The sequence below is a fragment of the Clostridium sp. BL-8 genome, from assembly GCF_002006495.1.
Lineage (GTDB): Bacteria > Bacillota > Clostridia > Clostridiales > Clostridiaceae > Clostridium.
Window position 1 is genome coordinate 1 of the sequence record NZ_LZZL01000037.1, and the last position, 23,473, is coordinate 23,473.

The 23,473-nt window shown below is 28.2% G+C and carries 22 protein-coding genes; 9 read left to right on the forward strand and 13 right to left on the reverse strand.

Features of this window, described 5'->3' with window-relative positions; genetic code table 11:
- Nucleotides 1-230: 230 nt before the first annotated feature.
- Nucleotides 231-665 carry a hypothetical protein gene (locus CLOBL_RS13775; RefSeq protein ID WP_009168951.1) on the forward strand — a complete coding sequence of 145 codons (435 nt, stop codon included), beginning with the start codon at nt 231-233 and terminating at the stop codon, nt 663-665.
- A 243-nt stretch (nt 666-908) separates the two neighbouring features.
- Here the strand turns inward: CLOBL_RS13775 and CLOBL_RS13780 are convergent, their stop codons facing one another.
- Entirely contained in the window at nt 909-1,328 is a 420-nt protein-coding gene (locus CLOBL_RS13780; protein WP_077859564.1) for a YaaR family protein, read from the reverse strand.
- A 272-nt stretch (nt 1,329-1,600) separates the two neighbouring features.
- Here CLOBL_RS13780 and CLOBL_RS13785 point away from each other — a divergent pair, with 272 nt between their 5' ends.
- On the forward strand, nt 1,601-1,906 hold the full coding sequence (locus CLOBL_RS13785) for a hypothetical protein (RefSeq protein ID WP_077859565.1): 306 nt from the start codon (nt 1,601-1,603) through the stop codon (nt 1,904-1,906).
- Nucleotides 1,907-2,161: 255 nt separating this feature from the next.
- Here CLOBL_RS13785 and asnB read toward each other — a convergent pair whose 3' ends face one another.
- A complete protein-coding gene (gene asnB / locus CLOBL_RS13790) occupies nt 2,162-4,006 on the reverse strand; it encodes an asparagine synthase (glutamine-hydrolyzing) (protein WP_077859566.1) in 1,845 nt (614 codons plus the stop codon).
- Between the two features lie 296 nt (nt 4,007-4,302).
- Between asnB and CLOBL_RS13795 the strand changes: the two genes are divergently transcribed.
- The gene (locus CLOBL_RS13795; protein WP_077859567.1) at nt 4,303-5,718 is read left to right on the forward strand and encodes a spore germination protein; all 1,416 of its coding nucleotides are present in this window, start codon (nt 4,303-4,305) and stop codon (nt 5,716-5,718) included.
- 250 nt (nt 5,719-5,968) lie between these two features.
- On the opposite strand, the gene CLOBL_RS13800 is transcribed toward CLOBL_RS13795, so the two are convergent.
- Nucleotides 5,969-6,805 (reverse strand): S1-like domain-containing RNA-binding protein, encoded by an 837-nt coding sequence (locus CLOBL_RS13800; protein WP_009168946.1) that lies wholly within the window; start codon nt 6,803-6,805, stop codon nt 5,969-5,971.
- 151 nt (nt 6,806-6,956) lie between these two features.
- Complete coding sequence (locus tag CLOBL_RS13805; protein WP_077859568.1) at nt 6,957-7,457, reverse strand: gamma carbonic anhydrase family protein; 501 nt, start codon at nt 7,455-7,457, stop codon at nt 6,957-6,959.
- Nucleotides 7,458-7,631: 174 nt separating this feature from the next.
- On the opposite strand from CLOBL_RS13805, the gene CLOBL_RS13810 reads away from it, so the two are divergent.
- Nucleotides 7,632-8,636 (forward strand): histidinol phosphatase, encoded by a 1,005-nt coding sequence (locus CLOBL_RS13810; RefSeq protein ID WP_077859569.1) that lies wholly within the window; start codon nt 7,632-7,634, stop codon nt 8,634-8,636.
- Between the two features lie 112 nt (nt 8,637-8,748).
- Here the strand turns inward: CLOBL_RS13810 and CLOBL_RS13815 are convergent, their stop codons facing one another.
- Nucleotides 8,749-9,069, reverse strand: coding sequence for a hypothetical protein (locus CLOBL_RS13815; protein ID WP_009168943.1), 321 nt, complete (start codon nt 9,067-9,069; stop codon nt 8,749-8,751).
- A gap of 249 nt (nt 9,070-9,318) precedes the next feature.
- On the opposite strand from CLOBL_RS13815, the gene CLOBL_RS13820 reads away from it, so the two are divergent.
- The 3 genes from CLOBL_RS13820 (at nt 9,319) to CLOBL_RS13830 (ending at nt 11,035) form a co-directional block, all read left to right on the forward strand.
- The gene (locus CLOBL_RS13820) at nt 9,319-9,786 is read left to right on the forward strand and encodes an Lrp/AsnC ligand binding domain-containing protein (protein WP_009168942.1); all 468 of its coding nucleotides are present in this window, start codon (nt 9,319-9,321) and stop codon (nt 9,784-9,786) included.
- An 80-nt stretch (nt 9,787-9,866) separates the two neighbouring features.
- Complete coding sequence (locus CLOBL_RS13825; RefSeq protein WP_009168941.1) at nt 9,867-10,064, forward strand: DUF378 domain-containing protein; 198 nt, start codon at nt 9,867-9,869, stop codon at nt 10,062-10,064.
- Between the two features lie 194 nt (nt 10,065-10,258).
- Entirely contained in the window at nt 10,259-11,035 is a 777-nt protein-coding gene (locus tag CLOBL_RS13830; protein ID WP_077859570.1) for a putative ABC transporter permease, read from the forward strand.
- Between the two features lie 44 nt (nt 11,036-11,079).
- Here the strand turns inward: CLOBL_RS13830 and CLOBL_RS13835 are convergent, their stop codons facing one another.
- Nucleotides 11,080-12,831 (reverse strand): phosphoenolpyruvate carboxykinase, encoded by a 1,752-nt coding sequence (locus CLOBL_RS13835; RefSeq protein WP_077859571.1) that lies wholly within the window; start codon nt 12,829-12,831, stop codon nt 11,080-11,082.
- Between the two features lie 410 nt (nt 12,832-13,241).
- Between CLOBL_RS13835 and CLOBL_RS13840 the strand changes: the two genes are divergently transcribed.
- Nucleotides 13,242-14,132, forward strand: coding sequence for a ComEC/Rec2 family competence protein (locus CLOBL_RS13840; RefSeq protein WP_077859572.1), 891 nt, complete (start codon nt 13,242-13,244; stop codon nt 14,130-14,132).
- Nucleotides 14,133-14,319: 187 nt separating this feature from the next.
- Here the strand turns inward: CLOBL_RS13840 and CLOBL_RS13845 are convergent, their stop codons facing one another.
- The 7 genes from CLOBL_RS13845 to CLOBL_RS13875 all read right to left on the reverse strand — a co-directional run bounded on the left by CLOBL_RS13845 (nt 14,320) and on the right by CLOBL_RS13875 (nt 22,028).
- Nucleotides 14,320-15,081, reverse strand: coding sequence for a ribonuclease H-like domain-containing protein (locus CLOBL_RS13845; protein ID WP_077859573.1), 762 nt, complete (start codon nt 15,079-15,081; stop codon nt 14,320-14,322).
- A 14-nt stretch (nt 15,082-15,095) separates the two neighbouring features.
- The gene (locus CLOBL_RS13850; RefSeq protein WP_009168936.1) at nt 15,096-15,824 is read right to left on the reverse strand and encodes an HAD-IB family hydrolase; all 729 of its coding nucleotides are present in this window, start codon (nt 15,822-15,824) and stop codon (nt 15,096-15,098) included.
- A 363-nt stretch (nt 15,825-16,187) separates the two neighbouring features.
- A complete protein-coding gene (locus tag CLOBL_RS13855) occupies nt 16,188-16,724 on the reverse strand; it encodes a nitroreductase family protein (RefSeq protein WP_077859574.1) in 537 nt (178 codons plus the stop codon).
- 108 nt (nt 16,725-16,832) lie between these two features.
- On the reverse strand, nt 16,833-18,524 hold the full coding sequence (gene argS / locus CLOBL_RS13860) for an arginine--tRNA ligase (RefSeq protein WP_077859575.1): 1,692 nt from the start codon (nt 18,522-18,524) through the stop codon (nt 16,833-16,835).
- A 496-nt stretch (nt 18,525-19,020) separates the two neighbouring features.
- Entirely contained in the window at nt 19,021-19,680 is a 660-nt protein-coding gene (locus CLOBL_RS13865; protein ID WP_077859576.1) for a site-2 protease family protein, read from the reverse strand.
- 276 nt (nt 19,681-19,956) lie between these two features.
- Nucleotides 19,957-20,985, reverse strand: coding sequence for a dipeptidyl-peptidase IV (locus CLOBL_RS13870; RefSeq protein WP_077859577.1), 1,029 nt, complete (start codon nt 20,983-20,985; stop codon nt 19,957-19,959).
- A 14-nt stretch (nt 20,986-20,999) separates the two neighbouring features.
- On the reverse strand, nt 21,000-22,028 hold the full coding sequence (locus CLOBL_RS13875) for a phosphodiester glycosidase family protein (RefSeq protein WP_077859578.1): 1,029 nt from the start codon (nt 22,026-22,028) through the stop codon (nt 21,000-21,002).
- Nucleotides 22,029-22,391: 363 nt separating this feature from the next.
- Here CLOBL_RS13875 and CLOBL_RS13880 point away from each other — a divergent pair, with 363 nt between their 5' ends.
- Nucleotides 22,392-23,363, forward strand: a complete 972-nt coding sequence (locus CLOBL_RS13880; protein ID WP_077859579.1) for a biotin--[acetyl-CoA-carboxylase] ligase — start codon at nt 22,392-22,394, stop codon at nt 23,361-23,363.
- Nucleotides 23,364-23,473: the final 110 nt, after the last annotated feature.

Below are 23,473 nucleotides of genomic sequence, written 5' to 3' on the forward strand. Positions count from 1 at the left end.
GCAGTATGACACAAAATAGGCAAGCATACTGGTCTGTTATTTTTTTGATTGTGCCCAATACTATTAATTAATATTCACTATCAATTATAATATCACAATAGAATAAAAATACCAAATTCACCTTATAGTAATATATTATTACTATGAAATTTATGACTTATTCTCTATAATTAGAATTTTACAAAATTTATGTTATAATTAAAATTATTTATGTAGGAGAATTATTTATTATGACGAAAAAAAGGTTTGTAATATTTTTAATTACTATTTTATCAATATGTATTTTAGGATATTATTTATATCCTAAGAATGAAGATATAGGTAAACTTTTATTTAGTAACTATCAGAAAGAGAATATTGAGAAAATTGAGATTAGAAGTACATCTTCTAGACAAGATAGATCAATTAAAGATAAGGACAAAATCAATGAAATTTTATATAATATTTCTAACATAAAATTAGTTCGGTATTATGGTAGTACTGTAAATAGAACAAAAGGTTCTATTCATATTTACATTTATGATGAAAGCAAGGTTACTACTGAGATTATTATACAAGGTAAAGAGTACATTAATATTATTAATAACTATGACAACTTCAATAAAGAATACAAAATTATTGATAATAGTTTAGATTTAGATTATATAAATAGGTTAATTTCGTAATAAATCTAAATCTAGACTACTTCCCATCCTTTACCTTTAACATGGCATTTTACATAAAAACTTTTCCTGATATAGAAATATCTCTTTATCTCTTAAATCCTTATACCTGCCATTTGGGAATTGACTCCTTACCAGAAACTATTTATCAAAAGCTTCTATTTTAGATTTGCATTTTCTAGTGGTATGTTTGACACATCCAATAAATTACTTTATATAAAATATGTACGGACCTTTTACTTTATACTACCTATATATATCTACAATCATTCCTTGAATCTCATCTATGGTTGATGCAATATTTATATTTTCCTTTTCATCAGAAAGAAGAGCTTTAGTTAATTCTTCTAACTTTTCATCAACAGTATCAACAGTTATAAAATATTGAGTCTGCCAAAAACTTATATCTTTTTTGGTTTCATACATAAATTTTAGTATAGATTCTAAATATTCTTTTATCATTTTCTTATACATAATAACATCTACATAGGTCTTAGTTACAACTAGCTTATTTCCTCTTTTTTTGATATCACCTATCATCTTGTTAAGCTGCTCTTCTGACTGCCTATGCCTTTCTTGATTAAAACTTCTTGAGAAGTCTTTCTTTTCCGAAACAACTTTTCTTTCAGAAGTTACAGTTCCTCTTCTTACCCTACCAATCTCCATACATATTCAATCCCCTCTTAATTTGATGCATATTAACATTTATACAAGAAATGTAACGTATAGAAACATTCTAAGCAATTATATTATACATTTATATAATTATATCAAAATCCTACTTTTTTCTCCACTTATATTTAATTATAATCTTACACTATTTCACCTATACTTTTCTGAATATTATTAATTTTTTTATTTTTTCAAATTTTATTGAAAAAAGTAGTGATCTATACTAAAATTTACTTATAAAAGGATTACACAGGGAGGTAAATAATATGATAGTAAAATGTATCGACAATAACCTTTGTTCAACTTTAACTCTAAATAAGGAATATGTAATTATTGAGGAAGCACCAGAATATTATGTAATTATTGATGACAAAAATGATGAGACAACTTGTAGAAAAACAAGATTTGAGGTTGTACAAGATGGTGGTTTAACTAAAAAAGCTAAAGCTACTATTACAGAATTAACTTATCAAATAGAGAATGATTTTAAGGATATTAAACAATTTACAATACGAAAAAATTCCAAAGGTGAAATCAAGGAAATTTCTATAAAATTCAACTACAACAATTAAAAATGTAGCTATAAATAAACAATTTTAAACTTACGCTTATGTTATGATTAAATGAAATCACATACATATTTATTCCATAGGACTTATGAAACTTAGATTCCTATTGCACAAATATGCATGTGATTTCTTATATAGTCTCACACAAAAAGTTTAATGAAGATAGTTAATTATATATCTACTTTTAGCCGTTTATTTTCACATTTAAGGCACTGTCAAATAAATAACAAGTCCATCTACCAGCCTATTTTCATGTGCCTAAATTAACAAATTTACATTATACTCTTCAAGCCAAATATTTATCTGAATTAAATATGCCAGTAATTGTGGCCCTGTCATTAGTTGTCCATACCATGGAACCTTATAAGAATCCCCTCTAGTTTCAATTATCTCTCTAACTACCTTGTCATCAATAATATCATGAATTGGTGATGATTTTTTATCTAAAATATCTGTTATCATTTTACATACTATATCTGTATAAACTGGATTATGAGTCTTCGGATATGGACTCTTTTTTCTATATACGATTTCTTCAGGAAGTATTCCTTCAAGTGCAGCTCTAAGCAAGCCTTTTTCTCTACCTTTATATAATTTTATCTCTGCTGGCAAATTAAAAGCATATTCAACTAATCTTATATCTGCAAATGGAACTCTTACCTCTAAACTATTTCTCATGCTGACTCTGTCTTTTCTATTAAGAAGATTTACCATAAACCATTTTAAATTTAAATAAGATATTTCTTTCATTCTATAATCTCTTTTACTCTCATTATCAAGATGAGGCACTTTACTTAGTGATTTTTCATATTGAGTTCTAACTAGCTCTTCTAATTTCATTCCCTTTAAATCTTTATTTACTATAGCCTTTCTATCATTAACAAACCTTGCCCATGGGAAAGTATCTAAATAAAACATTTCATCTCTAGTAAACCATGGATATCCCCCAAAGATTTCATCAGCACACTCACCCGAAAGGCCGACTACAAAATCTTTGCGTATCTCTTTGCAAAATAGCAATAAAGAGGAATCTACATCTGCCATTCCAGGTAAGTCCCTTGATATCACTGCTTCTTTTAATGCTAGTGCCAAATCTAAATGGTTTAAAACTACTTTTCTATGATCACTGCCAATAAACTTAGCCATCATCTCTGCATAAACTTCATCTGAAGTAGGTTGAAATAATGATGACTTAAAATATTTATCATTATCTTCATAATCTATCGAGTAAGTTGTTAACTTTTTGCCTTGCCTCTTAAATTCTTTTCCTGCAATTGCTGAAATAGCAGATGAATCCAAGCCCCCAGATAAAAATGTACAAAGCGGTACATCTCCTACTAATTGCCTATTTATAGCATCTATTAATAATTCTCTTGTATGCTCTATAGCTTCCTCTGCTGTTTCTGTGCATTCCTCTGCTTTAACGCTCCAGTATTCCCATTTTTTTATACTGTTATCTCCTGAAATCAAAAGACAATTTGCAGGTGCCACTTCCTTAATATTCTTATATACTCCGCTTCCCGGAATAGTTGCTGGTCCAAGTCCAAATATCTCAGTTAACCCCTCTATATCAACTTCTCTTTTTATTCTTGGATCTGCTAAAATAGTCTTTATTTCCGAACCAAAAACAAGAGTATTATTATTCATGGTATAAAATAGGGGCTTAACACCCATTTGATCTCTAGCTAAAAATACTTCTTTTCTATCCTCATCAAATATGCCAAAGGCAAAAATACCAATCAATTTATTAATACATTCTTTTCCCCAGCAAATGTATGATGTAAGTAATACTTCAGTATCAGAATAAGAATCAAAAGCAAATCCCTCGTTTTTTAATTCTTTTCTTAAATCCTCTGTATTATACAGCTCACCATTATAAACTAATGTATATTTCTTACCTTGAAATGTTTTAGTCATTGGCTGTATGCCGCCCTTTGGATCAACTACAATCAATCTTCTATGTCCTAATAAAACATTAGGAGAAATATAATATCCTTTAGCGTCTGGTCCTCTTTTCTCCAAGGTTTTTATCATTTTTTCCAAAATACCCTTATCTTGTACTATATTTTCTTTAAAATTTACAATTCCAGCAATACCACACATTTATTTCACCTTCTAATTAGTATCTAGACATATTCAAATAATAACAAGTCCACGTGGATTAGTGAATTATCATATGTCCTATATTATTAAAATATGACTTAATTTATATGTTGTGCCAAACTCTCTCTTATTTTAATAACTTTCATGTGCCTTATTTCCTTTTATATTAAAGAAAATAATTGTGAATACTATTCGTTTTAATATGCCATACTACCTCTATAAGGCATATTGAAATAGCTTGAATAAATATTTTTTATATAGATTATTATTTTATTAAAGAGAGAAGGTTTTATAATTTGAATGTCTCATCTAATTTCAACGAAACTATTCAATTAATTCATTCACATTTAGCAATAGATAAAAGTTTTGATATTGTCGAAAGAAAATTTGTAGTAGCCGGACGAAATTCTGTTTTGTATTTTTTAAATGGATTTATAAAAGATAATATAATGGAAGATATATTAAAGTCCTTTTTCAGGATATCTCCAGAAACTATGAATTCATATAAAACATTTGATGATTTTATGAATAATGAAATTCACCATGTATCTGTCGAAAGTGAGAGTGATCTTGATAAGGTCATATTATCTCTATTAACAGGTCAAACAATATTATATGTTGATGGATATCCTGCATTTGCAATCCTGGATTTACGTACTTATCCTGGTGCAGATTCATCAAAACCAGAAAAAGAAAAAACCTTAAGAGGCGGAAGAGATGGTTTTATTGAAAAATTAGTATTTAATACTGCTTTTCTTCGAAGGAGAATACGTGATCCTAGATTAGTTTGCGAAATACATCAAATTGGTGACGTATCACAGACAGACGTCTGCCTTGCATATATAGATGGGGTTGCAGATACTAAAGCTCACGATCTAATAGTTGACAGTTTATCAAAGATAGATATAAAAGCCTTAACTCTTGGTGATCAAAGCTTAATTGATGTGATGTGCAGGAGAAACTGGCTTAATCCTTTACCAAAGGTAAGATATACCGAAAGACCTGATATAGCTGCTGCTCATATAGTTGAAGGAAAAATAGCAATCATTGTAGATAATTCTCCAAATATCATGATTCTTCCAACTGGAGTTTTTGATTTCTTGCAAGATATAAATGATTATTATTTTCCTATATTTACAGGAAACTATTTGAGGATAGTCAGGAATTTAGTAATGCTTGCAACAATATTAATAACTCCATGTTACTTACTTTTTGTAAATGGTAATATCTTTGCTCCAGCTTTTTTTGATTTTTTGAAGCCGCAAGATTACTTTGCTATTCCAATACTATATCAATTTATTCTTTTAGAATTTGCTGTAGATGTATTAAAACTAGCAGGCTTAAACACTCCAAGTCCACTTGGAAGTGCAATGTCTTTAATTGGAGGTTTAATCCTTGGTGAATATGCAATAAAAACAGGCTGGTTTATTCCTCAATCTATATTATATATGTCTATAGTTACACTTGGAGATTTCACTCAGCCTAGTATAGAAATGAATTTTGCTTTAAAATTTGCAAGGATGATTCTATTAATACTTTGTGGTTTTTTTGGATTCTGGGGATTTATAGGTGGAATTATATTTATACTAATCGTCATGGCAAGTACAAAAACAATAGCTGGAGATAAATATTTCTTCCCACTAATACCATTTAATTGGAAAAGCCTGAAAAATCTATTATTTAGAACAAGAATCTCAAAAGACGTACAATAATATTGTAAAAGATACTGTAAAATATACTTACTATATGTGAGTATATTTTTTTATTAAGGATTAAAACAGTTAAGAGTTATGAGTTGAGGATGAAATCCTTATAGTAATTTCTAAAAATTGTAATTTTTGAAAAGCTAGCAGCTTTTCTTCATTCAAGCTCTTAACTTATAATTTTTAACTCTTAACTAATTGAAAACTTTCTTAACAAAACCTGTCATCTGCAATATATAGGCTGTACATTTCTTGTGACTTATAAAAGTCTTGTTCCTTCTTTATCTTGTGTTATTAATTTTTCTTTCATTAATCCACCAAGCGTCATCTTAAAATAATTTTTACTTGTATTAAATTGATTCTTTATATCTTCAGGTGAAGACTTATCATTAAATGGCATAAATCCTCCATTTTCTCTTAAGAATTTAAGTATTGTTTCGCTTAACTCACTTCGCGCTTCTAATCTTTTCTTTCTAGTTGTTATTCCAATAGTTCCATCTTCATAGATTCTCTTAACTCTTGCCTTTATTTCCTGTCCTGGATATATATAATCAAAATGCTCATTAGTTAATATTAGTCCTCTATACTCACCATTTATAGCTACATTTAAAGTTCCATTTTCATTTGTTTCATATACTATTGCACTTACCTCATCTGAAATCTTATATTTTCCTTCTTCTGCAATATCTAAATATGGATGTATTCTTGTTGTTGCAGCTAATCTATCAGTTTTATCTACATACATGTAAAACAAATATTTTTTCCCGTCTTTAAGCTTAAAGTTCTGTTCTTTTAAAGGAACAAATAAATCTCTTTCAAGTCCAAAATTTACAAAAGCTCCAATATCATTTTGGCTTACAACTTCTAGGTAACCAATTTGCCCAACTGTTAATAATGGCTTTTTTAAAGTAGAAATCAACCTATCCTTTGAATCTCTATATATAAATACTTCTAACTTATCGCCTTCTTTTATTTCATGTCCTTTTGCTGCACTATTAGGAAGTAGTACTTCATCTCCAAACCTATCTTCAAGATAATATCCGAATTCTACTTTCTTACTTACTTTTAAGGTATCATATTGACCTACTGCTATCATTTCATTTCCTCCATTAATCTAAATGACTTTCGTCTGCATTATATTTGTTTTTATCTTTTAATCTAAAATTATATTTGTTTGTTATCTTTTTAACCTTAAAGAAAATATTTTATATTAATTTTCTTATTTAAGCAAATATACTTGTTTTGTTCTATTTATACTCTTTACTTGCTTTTAAATAAATTAGACATGCTTTTTTATTTTCTTCAATTTCTTCTTCCGTTAATTTTCTTACTACTTTTGCAGGATTTCCAAAAATTAATACTCCATCTTCAAATTCTTTATTTTGAGTTACTAGGCTTCCCGCTCCTATAATTGTATCATTACCAATTTTAGCACCATTTAATATTATTGCTCCCATTCCAACCAGCACATTATTCTTAATATTACAGCCATGTATTATAGCGCCATGTCCTATAGTACATCCCTCTCCAATGATTACATTATTCCCCTCATCAGCATGTATCACACAATTATCTTGAATATTTGTATTTTCACCAACTACTATAGGTGCCTCATCCCCTCTTAATACAGCTCCAAACCATATGCTTGCATTCTTTTTAATAGTTACATCTCCTATGACCACTGATGTTTCTGATATGTACAATGTATTATCCAAATTTGGTTCCTTATTTTTATATCTCTTTATCATTGCTATCACTCCATTATATACATGAAAAATAATGTATAATTATATTACACTGATCAATTATTTTTTATCGTACCATAAATCCTAAAGTTATTTTAACATTACATTGAGTTGTTGTCATTATTTTAACCTCTTACCTAATAATATATAATATAATAATTTTTAGAGGTTTTATTATTGGGTAAAAGAAAATCCCTTAACGATAAGCTTGATATTGATGAATTAAATTTTTACTATGGCATTCCTCATGCTCATTGTGGTTTTTCTACTGGACAAGGTACTCCTATTGAAGCTTTTGATTATGCAAGGCATAATGGACTTGATTTCTTAATCTTAACAGATCACAATAATTATCTAACTAAGAATATACGCTTAAAAGGAAATGAGTTAAGTAAATGGGATACAGCTAAATATTTAGCTGCACGTTATAATAAAAGACATGAAAATTTTTTAGCTGTAATAGGTTTTGAGAGTAAGACTAGCCCCTTTGGAGATATTAATATCGTAAACTCAAATAGATTTTTCACAGGAACTGTAAATAATCTGCAATTGTTGATTCTTTGGATGCTTAACAATCCTAATGCATTCATTTCAATTAACCATCCACATAAAACAATTGCATATTTAGAACATAATCCTATCTTAAACAAACTAATAACTTCAATAGAGGTCGGAAATGGTTCCTACCCAAACAAATACTTAAGATATGAAAAATATTATTATCATTTACTTGACAGCAATTGGAAGCTTGGTGCAATAAATGGTCAAGATAATCACAGGCTAAATTTTGGTGATGATGAAAACCTAACCTGTATAATCACAGAAGAGTTATCAACAGCTTCTCTAATTAATGCTTTTAGGAATCGTCACACGTATTCAACTGAATCGAAAACTTTAACTATGTACTTTACAATAAATAACAGCTTCATGGGTGATATAATTCCACTTGAAGATGAAACTCTTCAATTCACAATATTTGCAAGCGATACAGCGCATAAAATATTAGAAATTCATATCATCTCTGCTCAAGGAACAGTAATAAAAAAAGTATCTAATTTAAATCTAAATAAAGTAAAGTATCTATATAATCACGAGCCTCTTGAAACTGAACTTTGGTATGTAATTAAAATACTCTTAGATAATAATAAAATTGCCATAAGTTCCCCTATCTTTAGAAACTAGAAGTCTTTATATCCTGTAACATAAGTTACGCCTATAATCTCTTCTACGTTCATAAAAATAACAAGTCAAAGATTTTTCATTTGACTTGTTATTTTAAATCAATATGTTTAATTTATTTGTTTTTCTTAACTCTATTAGGTTTAGCTTTTGGCTTAATTGTTATTTGTTTCCCCTTCTTCTTAGGTCCGCCAGTTTGTATTATATCCATGTACCATAAGAAAAATAAAACTGTTAAAATTGATAGTCCAGTTGAAACATATATATTAGTTGTTCCTATAAGTATTTGAATTATTAGAAATGCTGCTGCTATTGCTAAAGGAATCCACTTATTTATACGTACTTTGTTAAATATATATTTTCTGCACACTATATTAGCTCCCAATATAACAGCAAGCATTAATACAAATAAAATAACTGTAGTTAAAATATTCATCTATCCACATATCCTCCTATAAAAATGTCTATATGGTTAATAATAATTTATATGTAAACTATTATCAAGCACTCATTTTGCTCTATAATAATTATATTAGTATAGAGCCGTATTTAAATTCAATAAATTTTATTAAAATATCAATATTATATTTTTTTTTTTTACAATTTTATAGTTTTATCTTTAATTTCTCCTTCAAATTTGATAAAATAAAAAAAGTACATTATAAGAATATTATGAGGTGATATAATGAATTTAATCTCAAACAACCATTTAGATGAATTAGATTTACAGATACTAGACTTATTAATAAAAGATTGTAGAACTCCATATTTAGAAATCGCAAGAATATGCCATGTAAGTGGCGGTACTATACACGTAAGAATGAAAAAGATGGAAGACTTAGGTATAATAAAAGGTTCAAGGATAATTTTAAATCTTCCTAAGTTAGGTTATGATGTTTGTTGTTTTGTTGGAATATATGTTGATCAAACCTCTTCTTTCAATTCTGTCTTTGATCAAATGGCAACTATAAAAGAGGTCGTAGAATTACATCTAACTACTGGTGATTATTCTATGTTTGCTAAAGTAGTCTGCAGCAATATTTCAGACTTGCAAGATGTTCTACTTAATAAGATAAACAACATTGCTGGAATACAAAGAACAGACACCTTTGTTTCTTTATCTCAACCTATAGATAGAAATATAACACTATAAAAATTTTATTGAATTTATAGAATAAAAATATCTTTTTATATACATACTACCTATATATTATAAATAAGGAGTGTTCATATATGAAACTTTTAGATACTATTGTACTTATATTAGTAATTATAGGTGGTATAAACTGGGGTTTAGTTGGACTTTTCCAATTTAATTTAGTAGATTCAATTTTTGGAACCTTATCTCTACTATCTAGAATAATTTATTCTTTAGTTGGAATCGCCAGTATATATTCTATTTCTTTCTTCATGAAAGAAAGGGCTCATTAGTTATTAATAATGTTTAATACATTCTAAATATTATTTACATTAAAAATTCCTTTAACGTACAGAGAATCTTTCATTAAGGATTTCTTAAATATGTTATAAGGAATTTTTAATTTTAAATTAATATTTTTTGTGCACAATTTGATATATAATATAATAAACTATAAATACTTATTATTTTTTACTGGGAGGTAAGCATGTATTTGAGCACGATGCATAATTTACATTTAAATTTTAATTTTAATTTTTATAATTTAATATATTTCTTTACATTTTATTCTTTTGCTGGCTGGTGTCTCGAAGTTATATATTATTTTAAAATTGAACATAGATTTGTCAATCGTGGATTTCTATACGGTCCATTTTGCCCAATATATGGTTTTGGTGTCTTATTTCTCATAACTTTTCTTAATGGCTATAAAAATAATATATTTACATTATTTTTCCTAGCTGCCTTTTTCACATCAGTTTTAGAGTATATCACGGGATATGTGTTAGAAAAAACATTCAAAACTAAATGGTGGGATTATACTGAGGATCCACTAAATTTACATGGAAGAGTCTGTGTACCATATTCTTTACTTTGGGGAATTGGCGAGGTCGTAATAATTAAAATAATACATCCGGTCGTTAATAGGATTGTTAATCACATTTCTATAGCATTTAGCGATATATTGATTTCAATAATTTTAATTTATTTTATTATTGATTTTTGTTTTACACTGGCTTCTTTAATAGAATTCGAAAAATTATCCTATAGTTTTCAATTTGTACAAGTTAACTTTTTATTAGACAAGCCCAGCATATTATTTAGTTTTACAAAAGAAAAAGCTATAGATAAAATGAGAACCTTTGAATCTATTTTTAATAAATTTAAATTCAATATAAATAATAAGTATTTAAGAAGAAATATTTCTTCTAAGCAATTAACTAGTATATTAAAATCTTTGAAAGATAAATTAAAAAAGGATTAAGCTTTCCATTATCTTAATCCTTTTTTAATTCAATTATATATATTCTATTTTAGTTTCTTTATTTCATCAAATAATTCTATTGCTGCATTTCTTGGTCCTTCTTTTTCTTGGCCCTTTACCCCTAAGCAGGTTCTTATCTGTCCAACTTTAACTTGCTTTGTTTCAAACATAATATCGAAATATTTATCAATAAGCATATTAGTCTCATCCTGCTTTTGTGCTGGTCCAAATGGATTTGCAAAAAATGATTCTACAAGTCCCTCTTCAGTAGTTGTTCCTTTTGCCATTCTCGCTCCAGCTTTAAACACTTTTATTGCTTCCTCTGGTGTCTTAAAATAATTCAGGTATCTCTCTCCTTCTCCTGCCCCCTCATAATTATTGGCATAGAAAAAGAAATCTACTGGATAGCCTTTTGTTATCTCCTTATATGATGCCACTGGAACAACCAATCTTGCATTTACTTTATCAGGATTCATAAATATGCTCCTGTCCATTTCTTTAAATGCATACCCCTGATCTAAATCATCTAGTCTGACAAAAGCACCAATTTCAGTTCCATATCCTTTTATAATACCATCTTCTATTTTAAAGGTACCCATATCATCGAAAATAATTGTCATATCAGAAATATAATCTTCACTTAAACTCCTAAATGCTTCTAAACTTTCTGATTTACCTGCACCGCTATCTCCCATAATAACAACATTAGCCTCGTTTCCACTCTTTAGCACAATGTTAACCATGGAACCATGTATTGGAAGAAATTCTCTCTTAATCATGATTAAATTATATAAAGTTAATGTCATCTTTTTAAGGTATCCAAAATAATCAATTTTTTCTGAATGACTTACATATCCAAGCATTATATCATTTTTAACATCATCAAAAAATACTGTCTTTAATTCATCATCTTCATCTTTAGCTCCATATACATAGATAATATCTGGTTTTCTTCCTCTTGTTTCTTCACTTCTTGCCATTTCAAACAAATTACATAAAGTTATACCATGTTCCATAAAATCTCTGTGGAAATAAATAAAAGTAAGTAATCCTCCTATTTTAGCTGGATAACAGAACCAATGCTCTTTGTTTATTTGAGCATATTTCAATGGGTTATACTTTATCTCAGTAAACATACCATCTCTGGTATTTTTCTTTGGATAAGTTATAAATGGTGTTTCTAAAAGAATATGATCTATAAATGGAATCTCTTCTAATGCTTCATAACCATTCGGCCTTACCCATTCCATCTCATGAATCATAATACAAGCATTTCCGCCTGCTGGTATTTGTCTATAAACCTTTGGTTGATATCCTACAACATTTTCTTCAATCTTTCTATATAATTGCAATATAAGAGTAGAAAAATTTGCATTTGCTTCTGTAAAACTTGCTGCTGCAAGTCCCTGCTGCACCCTATATCTATGAACTATAGTATATCTTTCAAGTCTTCTCCAGAATAAATAGAAATCTTCTATGAATACAATGAATTTATCTGGATCCTCCAATAATTTCGAGTATGCTGCATTAACTTCCATAACTTCTTTAGTACTCATAACTGTTAAATATTTTATTACTACTGTTAAATCTTTTCTAATATCTATAAGGCTATCTGTATCTAATGAATTATTTAAGTATCTATAAGCTATAGAATTTTTCTTTTTAGCTCTTCGTAAATAAACCTCTAAAATTCGTCTAAATCCATCACTTTCTAATATAGCTTCAAAATTATTACAATACTTTGCTGTGAAGTTAATCATAACTTTATCATTGCTCATGGAAAATTCTTTTTTCATATCATTGCCCCCCATATGAATTTTTCTAAACTAAAATATTGCATATTTTTCTTTAAATATTGCACATTGAAATAATTATATCACACTTTTTGCAATATTCAACCTTACTTTTCTTCATTTTTAAAATTTATACATCAAGTAAAAATGTATTTGATATAAACTTTTATATTTATTTTTCCTGAATAATATATATATTTAAATTTTCAAAATTATATAAACACAAGTATTCAAGCAACAATATGTGAATATTTTAGTCTATTTTTTTTATTTTGTTCGTGTTTAATATGTATACTATTTACTGTTAAATATAAAAAATATTAAGAAATAAATTATTTTTTATTTCCATATTATTCCTAAAATGATACAATAATTATAAAAAATTATATACTCAAGGAGAACTTTTTAATTTTATGAATCTAAAAACTAAAATAAAGAAAAATAAATTGCTCATTTTTTTATCTATATTACTGCTTTCTAGCATTATAGCAGGTTATAATTTCCATGCAGGAAATTTCAATAAATATAACAAAATAGATTCTAAAACAATGCTGGTACATTTCATAGACGTTGGTCAAGGAGATTCTATACTTGTTCAAATAAACAATAAAAATTTGTTAATAGACTCAGGACCTAAATCCGATAAAAAGAAATTTAATAGATATTTATCTTCCTTAAATCTAGATAAATTAGATTACGTAATAGCAACTCATCCCCATGAAGATCATATCGGCAATATGACTGATGTAATAAAAAATTATGATATATTAAAATTTTATGCACCTAAAGTTCAATCTACAACAAAAACCTTTGAAGAAATGATAGAAGCTTTAAAAGATAAAAATTTAAAAATAAATGTAATAAAAAAGGATACCGACTCCATCGATCTGGGTCCAAATACACAAGTTACAGTATTCTCTCCTTGCAGAGATTCCTACGAAGATTTAAACAACTATTCACCAGTTATAAAGATCCAATATGGCAATACCTCTTTTCTATTTACAGGGGATGCTCAAAAAGATGTAGAAAAAGAAATTTTAGATAATAATGGTGATATTAGTGCTGATGTGCTCAAAGTTGGCCACCATGGTTCATCGACATCTACCAGTAGTGATTTTTTAAACAAAGTCAATCCATCGATTGCGGTAATTTCTGTAGGTAAAGATAATATTTATAATCATCCAAATAAAGATACTCTAAAACTTCTGAGTATACATAATATAAAAACTTATAGAACTGATACAGATGGTACCGTGCTAATTTCCTCCGATGGTTCTAAAATAACAGTAGTTAATAAAAAGTAAAAAAATTTCATTTCATCAAAATAATATTAATCAGCAATCAAATAAAGGTTGGGAATCTTCATTTAGATCTCCAACCTTGTCATATAAACATATTAATTTTTAAAGCTCACACTAAAACATTAACAACTTCTAACTTATTCATTATTTTATATTAATTTCTTATTATTTTCTACTAAACAATTAATACTTAATTCAAATCATTATCTATTTGATCTTCTTTTTCTACAGATTCCTCTGAATCATCTAATTCTTCTTCTAATTCTTCCTCTATCTCTTCCTCAAATTCTTCAGGCTCTATATTCTCTTCAAACATATATTTTTTCCAATTAACATAAATATAATATAAGTTTATGACATCCTGCTCATTATAAAGAAGTATTTTTTCTATCTTTTCTTCTGGCATTCTTTTAAAGTAATTTTTATCTTTCATAACCTTATGAAAGGTTTTTGCTAAATTAGAACCGCTGATTACTTCTCCTTCTCTTACAATATCAAAAACTTTTTCTAACTTCTTAAGTCCTATTGATAATTTCTTATTTTTTTCATATTCTTTTTGAATATCAATCGAATCAAATTCCTCATCAAAATCATAATATATTCCATTTTCTTTGAATAAATAGTTAATGACTGTGAAATCATTATTACCTGAAAAAGTGATTATTGCCTTTTTTCCTTTTTGTTTCATTCTCATAAAATAGTCTTTGGCAAGATATAGTATATTCGTTGCCTCATCTCTATCTTCAATCATATATTGAGTAACTAGGATATTGTTTTTTTTCTTATCATATTCACACGCTCCAAATACTCCAATGCATTTGGGCTTTTTATAAACATAATGCTCAAGATCAAAGAAAATAATTTCTTCTGGATTATATTCCTTATCCTGAGACTTCATCATAAACTCGTCCATATACTCCTCTACTTTTACCTTGTTTTCACGAATAATCACAGTATCACTCTTTCCTATAAGAATTGTATATCTTCAATATCCAAGTTATATATTACATCCTTTCTTTCAACCACAACATTTACATTCTTTATAAGTTCTCTGTCTTTTAATACTTTTTGCAATAGTTCTTTGGTTGGATTCATACAATAGGGATGCTTTACACTCTTAAACATGGTATAATCTCCTGCTGTATCTCCGTATGCATAACTTTCATTTAAATCTATATCATATCTTTTAACAAAATCATTTATTGCTTTTTCTTTACTTTTACTATCCCACATGGGAATAACATCCCCTGTATATATATTATCCTTATCTATAGTATATTTTGCACCTATGTAATCTGTAAACTTATATTTTTTTGCCATTTCACCTACAAGTTCTGAAGGTGATCCTGATATTATTATTAAAGTGTGATTATTAACCTGGTGCCATTTTATTCTATCTCTCGTAAAAGTATATACTCTATCACCTTTTTGTTCTACAACTTTTTTTGCTATATACTCCATTTGATGCTTTTCTAAGCCCTTAATAGACTCAACATATATATCTATCATCTTTAATAGATAATTATCATAATCTCCCTGCCTTTTGTCCCATTTCATGAAATATGGCCTCAAATCATTATACCATCTTTCGGATCCGATAATCTCATATTTGACCATTTTTTTAAACACTTCTGTAATCAAACCTTCTCTGTACAAAGTACCATCTAAATCAAAAAAAGCACCTATATTTGACATTATCTCACATCCTTTTTTACTTATTTCATTATACTTTATTTTTTTAATTCAGAAAAGCTTAAATAAGGTACAAATCTTTATGCAGTACAAACTAAATAAATCGCATCCCATATATATTTTTCAAAAAGCTGTAATCTTTTCTTCTTTATATAAATTTCAATGATAAACTGCTATTATTTCTAAATAGACAACTAAAGATTTATAATCTAAATTAGCAATATGATAATAAAGTTTATATAAATTATCAATTGCTAATTACCTTAAATTAGTTTTCTCCCCTGCAAAAATTATATAATTTCCTGTATACTAATAAAACACTATCAATTTTACCTTCATTGATAGTGTTTTTTAAATTCTTAATACTTATTCTATAAAAGTTGAAATTTCATTTATATTTTTTCTTACCTTATTCCGTATATTATCATCTTTTGGATAACCTATAGCTATTACTAATTTAATTCTTTTTAGTTTGCTGATATTTAAAAGTTTTTTTAATTCCTTTTCATTAAACCATCCTAAAATGCAGGTACCTAATTCCTGTGCTGCTGCTGCAAGGCATATATGTTCTGCTGCTATTCCAATATCAACAGATCTATAATCCTGCTGCTTTATTAAAGCTCCTGCACGTGAAGTTAAATTTCCACTCTCTTCTACAACTACAATAAATGCTGAACACTCACTAGTAAATTTATTCATAATCTTATCCCGAAGGCAAAGAGCTACTTTTGCAGCTAACTCTTTGTTATTTACCACTGTAAAATGCCATGGCTGGCTATTGCATGCAGATGGTGCTATTCTTGCTGCTTCAATGCACTTAATTAATTTTTCTTTTTCAACATATTTATCTAAGTATTTTCTGCAGCTCTGCCGCTTATTAATCAACTCAAAAAATTCTTCCATAAAAACTCTCCTACTAATATTTTTACTATCTTATAGTATTTATTATACTTGGTGAAAATATAATTTTATAGCTAATTATATACATCTCAAACAAATAAAGTATAGCTTTTACATTTCTTCCACTATATCAATCCCAAGCAAATCCAAACCATTCTTTATAACTTGTAATGTTGCTTTTACTAAATTTAATCTCGCTGCTTTTAGCTTTTCATCTTCTAAATTCAGTACTGAATGAGCATTATAGAATTTGTTAAAAGCCTTTGAAACTTCTACTATATATCTTGCTAATGTTGATGGTTCCAATTTATCTAATGCTAAGACTATCACATCATTAAATCCTGCTATAAGCTTAACCAATTCAAATTCTTCTTTTGAACATAATTTACTGTAGCTTGGAGTTTCAGTACATTTGTTTCCTTTATTTAATATGCTATTCCCTCTAGCATATGAATATTGAACATATGGACCAGTTTCTCCATCGAAAGATAATATTTCTTTCCAATCAAAAACTATATCTTTATCCCTTGAATTTTTAAGATACATAAACTTTACTGCTCCAACGCCTATTTTCTTTGCAGCCTCATCTTTATTATTAAGGTTTGGATTCTTTTCATTTATTATTTCTCTTGTCTTAGTAACAGCTTCACGAAGTAAATCATCAAGCAAGATAACTGATCCATTCCTTGTTGAAAGTTTTTTATCTGCAAATTTAACCAACCCAAATCCTACATGTACACAGTCTTTAGCCCATTCATGACCTGCAAGCTCTAGCACCTTAAATACTTGTTTAAAATGTAGAGCTTGTGGATTCCCAACTACATAAATACATTTGTAAAAGTCATAAGTTTTCTTTCTATACATAGCTGCTGCCAAATCTCTTGTTGCATATATTGATGCGCCATCCCCTTTAAGCACTATACATGGAGGCATATTATATTCTTCTAACATAACAACTTGAGCACCATTACTTTCTACAAGAAGGCCTTTTTCCTTTAATTCCTTCACAACAATGTCCATCTTATCATTGTAAAACGCCTCACCTGCTAAAGAATCAAATTTAATTTCTAAAATATCATATACTCTCTCAAATTCTTTTAGGCTCAATTCTCTAAACTTATTCCAAAGAGCTATTGCTTTTTCATCACCATTTTCCAAAGCTTTAAAATTAGCTCTTGCCTCTTCTTCAAGAGTTGGATCTTTCTCAGCTTCTTCATGAAATTTAACGTATATTCTTAAAAGTTCATCAATTGGATTCTTATTTAGTGCCTCTTCATCTACCCATCTATCATAAGCTGATATCTGTTTTCCAAATTGTGTTCCCCAATCACCTAAATGATTTATTCCAACTACATTGTATCCTTCTTTCTTAAACATCTTATATAAAGAATTACCTATAACTGTAGTAGATAAATGTCCTACATGAAAAGGTTTAGCTATATTAGGAGAAGAGTATTCAACGCATACAGTCCTTCCTACCCCAACATTCGATGTTCCAAACTCATCACCTTCATTTAAAATTTTATTAATTATACTCTCTGCAAATATTCCCTTATTAACAAAAAAGTTAAGATATGGCCCTAGGTTTTCAATTTTTTCAAAGCCTTCTGCCAAAATCAATTCTTTAAGTTCTTTTGCTATAACATTAGGAGCTTTCTTCATGACTTTTGATAATTTGAAACAAGGAAAAGCATAATCTCCCATTTCAGATTTTGGCGGTATTTCAATTAAATTTTCGATGTCTTCAATCTCTAATTCCACCTGAGTTTTTATTAATTCTGCAATCTTATTTTTATAATTCATAAATACCCTCCTCATTTTTTAATCTTAGATAGAATCACAATCTTCAATAAAATTACAACAAAAAAATCCATCTCTTTAGACAAAGAGACGGATAATCCGCGGTACCACTCTAATTATATTTTATATAAATAAAATATCTCTCGTAATTTTTAACGCAATCTTCACTGCGATCGACCCTACTACTTAATATTAAAATAATTAATCTTCACTTACAAAGTGCTAAGAAAGTCATTTTCATATATTAATTTCAGGTGATTTCTCCAAGGCTCTCTTCATTTAATCTGTCCATAGAGCTTACACCAAATCTCTATTCGCTGAAGCATAATCAAAACAGAATGTTAATCTTCCAATCTATTTCTCATGCGCTTAAAGGAATCAATCAAACTACTTTCCTCTTCATAGAATTTTTTAATATAAATTATTATACATTGTATAATTTATGTGAAATCTTGTCAATATATATTTATATTATAACTTTTTAAGTGCTTACGCATCATTAGAAGATATTAACTACCATACGCATAAGTTTTAACAATCCATTTACAATAATACTTTGAGGAATTGAAAGTATTCTCCCTCCAAAATATAAAATAAATAGCATTATAATAATTTGATATTGATAAAAACTTTGCTCATATCTATAAAAAGTTTTTGGGCTTAAATTTCTTAAAATACTAAAACCATCTAAAGGCGGTATAGGCAATAAATTAAATAAACCTAGTCCAACATTAACAGTAATTGCAGCACCTATCATTTGCCCTAATACATTATATAGTGCATTTGGTATGATTCCATATCCAAGTTTCATATAAATTCCCAATACTATAGCCATTATTATAGCTATTAAGAAATTAGTAATCGGTCCAGCTAAACTTACCTTTAAATCATCACTACGATAATTCTTGTATGCTGAAGGGTTAACTTGCACCGGCTTTGCCCAGCCAAATCCAAAAATTATAATCATAATAAATCCCATTGGATCAATATGCGAGCTTGGGTTTAAAGTTAATCTTCCTTGAAATCTTGGTGTTTTATCACCCAATCTATCAGCTATAAATGCATGGGCAAATTCATGAAATGTAAAACCGATAATAATACCAGGAATCATTATAAGTTTATCAAATATTACATTGCTCATATTAAATATTGAATTCATATCTTTCTCCTTCTCTTATATCTTCCGATTATACTTACGACATTATCAAAAAAATAATAATAGATCACCCCACCTGCTTATTTTCTTTCATATGCCTAACATAAAACTCAATTGTTTATTTCAATCATCATATCATAAAAAACTAGATGTCACAACTTTGAATTCATTTCATGAACTAATTTTAATTTAAGATGGCCACTATATTCCTGTAAAAACTATAAAGAGTATTCAACTTCAATATTACATTAAACTCGAATACTCTTCACTATGCAGGTTCTATTTCAAATTTTTATAAACTAATTTTCCACTATTATCTACAGTAGCAATGAAACCTTCTTTAATTTGAATAAGCTTTCCTTCGTATTCAACTTCATCTCCTGTAGTTAAGTTTTTAACGCTTCCTTTAAGATTATCATTAATCAAGATTTCACTATTATTATTAAAATATACGTCAGCAGCATTTGCAACTGAATCAAGCGTAACCTTCTTCCACGTCGAAGTATCATCATCAACCTTACCATATGTTATACTTGCTATCTTATCGCCATTAAGTTCTCCCATATATACTACATCATTTCTATCAATTCCTAAAAGAGTTAGTTTTTTATTAGAATTAAAATTTAACTGTTTATTAGGTGAAGTGACATAAAACGTTCCTTTTATCTTATCCGCATATATCAACCTGTCTACATGTGGGATAACTTGTATATTACCTAAAATATAAGTCTTAAGACTAACTTGTTGCATATCATTATTTCTATCTATCCTATAAACAACATCCTTTGATCCACCTTTATCTATATCTACATAATATACTCCAGTAAAAACAGATGCACTTATTTTTTTAACTTTCATATTTTCTTGATACGAACATACTTCTTTAACAAGAGTTTCTGAAGAACTACTTGCATCATAAGTTATAATTTGAATCTTAGATTCTTTATCTTTTTCAACCTTCTCTGCTATTACTAATATATCCCTCTCTGGAAGCCAATCATAATAAATAATGGTACCTTTGTCTTCTGTTGTAACCTGATTACTCTTTCCCGTCTTAGCATCTTCAATGTATAAGGTATCGCCTTCCTTATAACTTAAATATTTTCCATTATATGATACACTAATATTTTCTGCTGTATTTGAAATAGTTCCTGTAATATCTTTTGTATTATCCTTCTTTAAATCTAACATGGAACTTTTAAATTCTGATGTCTGTTTAAATACAACGTTATTTAAAAAGTATAAAACACCAACTTGTAGTATTATAGATAACATTGCCCATGCAATTATCTTTTTAAACATCTTCATAACCTGTCCCCACCTTATTTCACAATAATTGCTGTTGCAATAGTTCTTTCACCCATACTATTTGATGGCTTATTTATAATATCACCATCGTAATACATTGTTGTTGATTTACCACCATCTAAATTTATGGCATTAACCGCACCCAGTTGATACATAATTTCTTGTACTTCTTTTACCGTAGCACCCAAACTTCCTATTTCTCTACCATCTATGACCATGAGTATTATTGCTCCATCTTTTCTTTGTCCTATTGCAGTCTTAGGAGCAATTCCAAATCCACCATCCCCATTTATTGTAAGCATTTTACCACCAATAATAAGAGCTGGTGTAAAACTTACAGCTTCTTGAACTCCTTGTTCCTTAAGCTCGTTTACTGTATAGTCCCCTACCATCATTTTTCCTTCTTTAGTTATACCTAGACAGGTTGTTTCCTTGCCTTCTAAATCATCATGTACAACTTGTCCATCTGTCATAACTACGCCTGTTGGTAATCCACCATTTCCAGTCCATGCTTGTGTTGAAGATTGATCTACGAATCCTCCTCCATTAATAGCTGCAATAGCGCCATTCTCTTCAGCAATTTGAGATGTTGTTTCTCCTTCTACTCCTGGCTTTGAAGTAACTCCGATTTTAACTCTGGTTGGATCTTTTACAATCATATAATAACCATTATATTTTGAATTACCTTCAATTGTATGTATTTCTATTGTATTATCCTTAACCTTTGGAATTTCTATTTGAGATAGATCCGTTTTCTCTCCATTTGTTTCAACTGAATTCTGTCCCTGAATTTCTGCTATTTTTTCATCAGACATAAACCATTTAACCAAGAACTGATGACTCATTGAAGTCATTGCAGCTCCAACATATGTAGACTTTGCATTTTCAAATGGTCCATATAAAATCATAAAAGGAAATGTACACGCTGAAAAAAATAATTCAAATGCAAAAAATATAACTAATGTTTTAGTTGAAAATCTTCTTATCTTTTTCTTTCCTTTTTTCGTCTTTAATTTATTTTTTCTATTTTTTTTTGTATCCATTTTATTCCCTCTCTAAAAATGCCTTTTTATTCTTTGGAATATTATAATAAAATCAAATATCTAAATAACTTATGTAATAGACTATGTTACTTATACTTAATATCTCTTCCAAAATAAAGTATCTCTATTTTCCAAATTTTCCATACATACATTTTAAAAGGAAGATAAGTAAAAAAATTTTAAATTACATAGTATCACGTACTTTTTATTTGCATTTATAAAAATTACACCAGCTTTTATTATATATTATTTTGATTTATATTACAATAACTTCATTATTCCAGCATTTTGTTCTATACAAACTTAAATTTTGTCTTTTAATTCTTTCATTATGTTATAATTATTTTCAGGAGGTACTCGCGTATGGAAGATAAAATTTTAAATGAATTAAAAAATGCCACTGATTATATTTCTGGTGAATATCTTAGTTCGACTCTAAATGTTTCAAGAACCGCTATATGGAAGCACATAAAAAATTTAAAGTTAAAAGGATATATAATTGAAGGAATTTCAAATAAAGGCTACAAATTAATCTCTTCTCCTGATTTGTTAGATAAAAATGAAATTTTATCATTAATAAAAACAAGTACAATAGGGCGAAATATACTTTATTTTGATGAAATAGATTCCACAAATGTTAAAGCTAAAGAACTTGCTCAAAAAAACATTGAAGATGGAAGCATAATAATTGCTGAAAAGCAGACCCTTGGGAGCGGCCGTTTTAACAGAAAATGGATTTCTCCAAATGGCGGATTATGGTTTACTCTTGTTTTAAAACCAAAACTTCCTCCTAATGAGGCTCCTAAAATAACTCAAATTGCCGCTGCTTCTATATATAAAACTTTAAAAGCTTTCAATATTAATGTAAATATAAAATGGCCAAATGATATTATTCTCAATGGAAAGAAACTTTGCGGAATATTAGCAGAAATGAAATGTGATATGGATACTGTTCATTATCTCGTTTTAGGAATAGGAATGAATGTAAACATAAACGAAAATGATTTTGATGAAATTACAAAACCTATAGCAACTTCTTTAAAAATTCAATTTAATAAAGACTTTAAAAGAAGCGAAATACTCGCCAGTTTTCTAAATAATTTTGAAAAACTTTACTGCAAATTTGTAAATGATCTCGATCTTAGTGAAACAATATCAATTTGTAGAAGTCATTCTAATATTTTTGGTAAAAAAGCTAAATTGATCACATATAATAACGAAGAAATTGTTACTTGTGTTTCTCTATCTGATTCAGGCGATCTTATTGTCAAAGATAGTGCTGGAAAAGAAAAAGCAGTTCTTACTGGTGAAATAAGCTTTAAAGGAATTGATTAAGATAAATGAAGAAAACCCTTCAGGCTTTTCAAAAATATATATTTCAGAAATTCAACCAAAAGCTAAAAAATTTCTGCTACCTAAATACTAGATTTAGGTAGCAGAAATTC

Bases quoted from the DNA above. Each gene is read 5' to 3' on its own strand.
- CLOBL_RS13775 (WP_009168951.1), top strand. From the start codon at position 231: ATGACGAAAAAAAGGTTTGTAATATTTTTAATTACTATTTTATCAATA.
- CLOBL_RS13780 (WP_077859564.1), bottom strand. From the start codon at position 1,328: ATGGAGATTGGTAGGGTAAGAAGAGGAACTGTAACTTCTGAAAGAAAA.
- CLOBL_RS13785 (WP_077859565.1), top strand. From the start codon at position 1,601: ATGATAGTAAAATGTATCGACAATAACCTTTGTTCAACTTTAACTCTA.
- asnB (WP_077859566.1), bottom strand. From the start codon at position 4,006: ATGTGTGGTATTGCTGGAATTGTAAATTTTAAAGAAAATATAGTACAA.
- CLOBL_RS13800 (WP_009168946.1), bottom strand. From the start codon at position 6,805: ATGATAGCAGTAGGTCAATATGATACCTTAAAAGTAAGTAAGAAAGTA.
- CLOBL_RS13805 (WP_077859568.1), bottom strand. From the start codon at position 7,457: ATGATAAAGAGATATAAAAATAAGGAACCAAATTTGGATAATACATTG.
- CLOBL_RS13815 (WP_009168943.1), bottom strand. From the start codon at position 9,069: ATGAATATTTTAACTACAGTTATTTTATTTGTATTAATGCTTGCTGTT.
- CLOBL_RS13820 (WP_009168942.1), top strand. From the start codon at position 9,319: ATGAATTTAATCTCAAACAACCATTTAGATGAATTAGATTTACAGATA.
- CLOBL_RS13825 (WP_009168941.1), top strand. From the start codon at position 9,867: ATGAAACTTTTAGATACTATTGTACTTATATTAGTAATTATAGGTGGT.
- CLOBL_RS13830 (WP_077859570.1), top strand. From the start codon at position 10,259: ATGTATTTGAGCACGATGCATAATTTACATTTAAATTTTAATTTTAAT.
- CLOBL_RS13835 (WP_077859571.1), bottom strand. From the start codon at position 12,831: ATGAAAAAAGAATTTTCCATGAGCAATGATAAAGTTATGATTAACTTC.
- CLOBL_RS13840 (WP_077859572.1), top strand. From the start codon at position 13,242: ATGAATCTAAAAACTAAAATAAAGAAAAATAAATTGCTCATTTTTTTA.
- CLOBL_RS13850 (WP_009168936.1), bottom strand. From the start codon at position 15,824: ATGTCAAATATAGGTGCTTTTTTTGATTTAGATGGTACTTTGTACAGA.
- CLOBL_RS13855 (WP_077859574.1), bottom strand. From the start codon at position 16,724: ATGGAAGAATTTTTTGAGTTGATTAATAAGCGGCAGAGCTGCAGAAAA.
- argS (WP_077859575.1), bottom strand. From the start codon at position 18,524: ATGAATTATAAAAATAAGATTGCAGAATTAATAAAAACTCAGGTGGAA.
- CLOBL_RS13865 (WP_077859576.1), bottom strand. From the start codon at position 19,680: ATGAATTCAATATTTAATATGAGCAATGTAATATTTGATAAACTTATA.
- CLOBL_RS13870 (WP_077859577.1), bottom strand. From the start codon at position 20,985: ATGAAGATGTTTAAAAAGATAATTGCATGGGCAATGTTATCTATAATA.
- CLOBL_RS13875 (WP_077859578.1), bottom strand. From the start codon at position 22,028: ATGGATACAAAAAAAAATAGAAAAAATAAATTAAAGACGAAAAAAGGA.
- CLOBL_RS13880 (WP_077859579.1), top strand. From the start codon at position 22,392: ATGGAAGATAAAATTTTAAATGAATTAAAAAATGCCACTGATTATATT.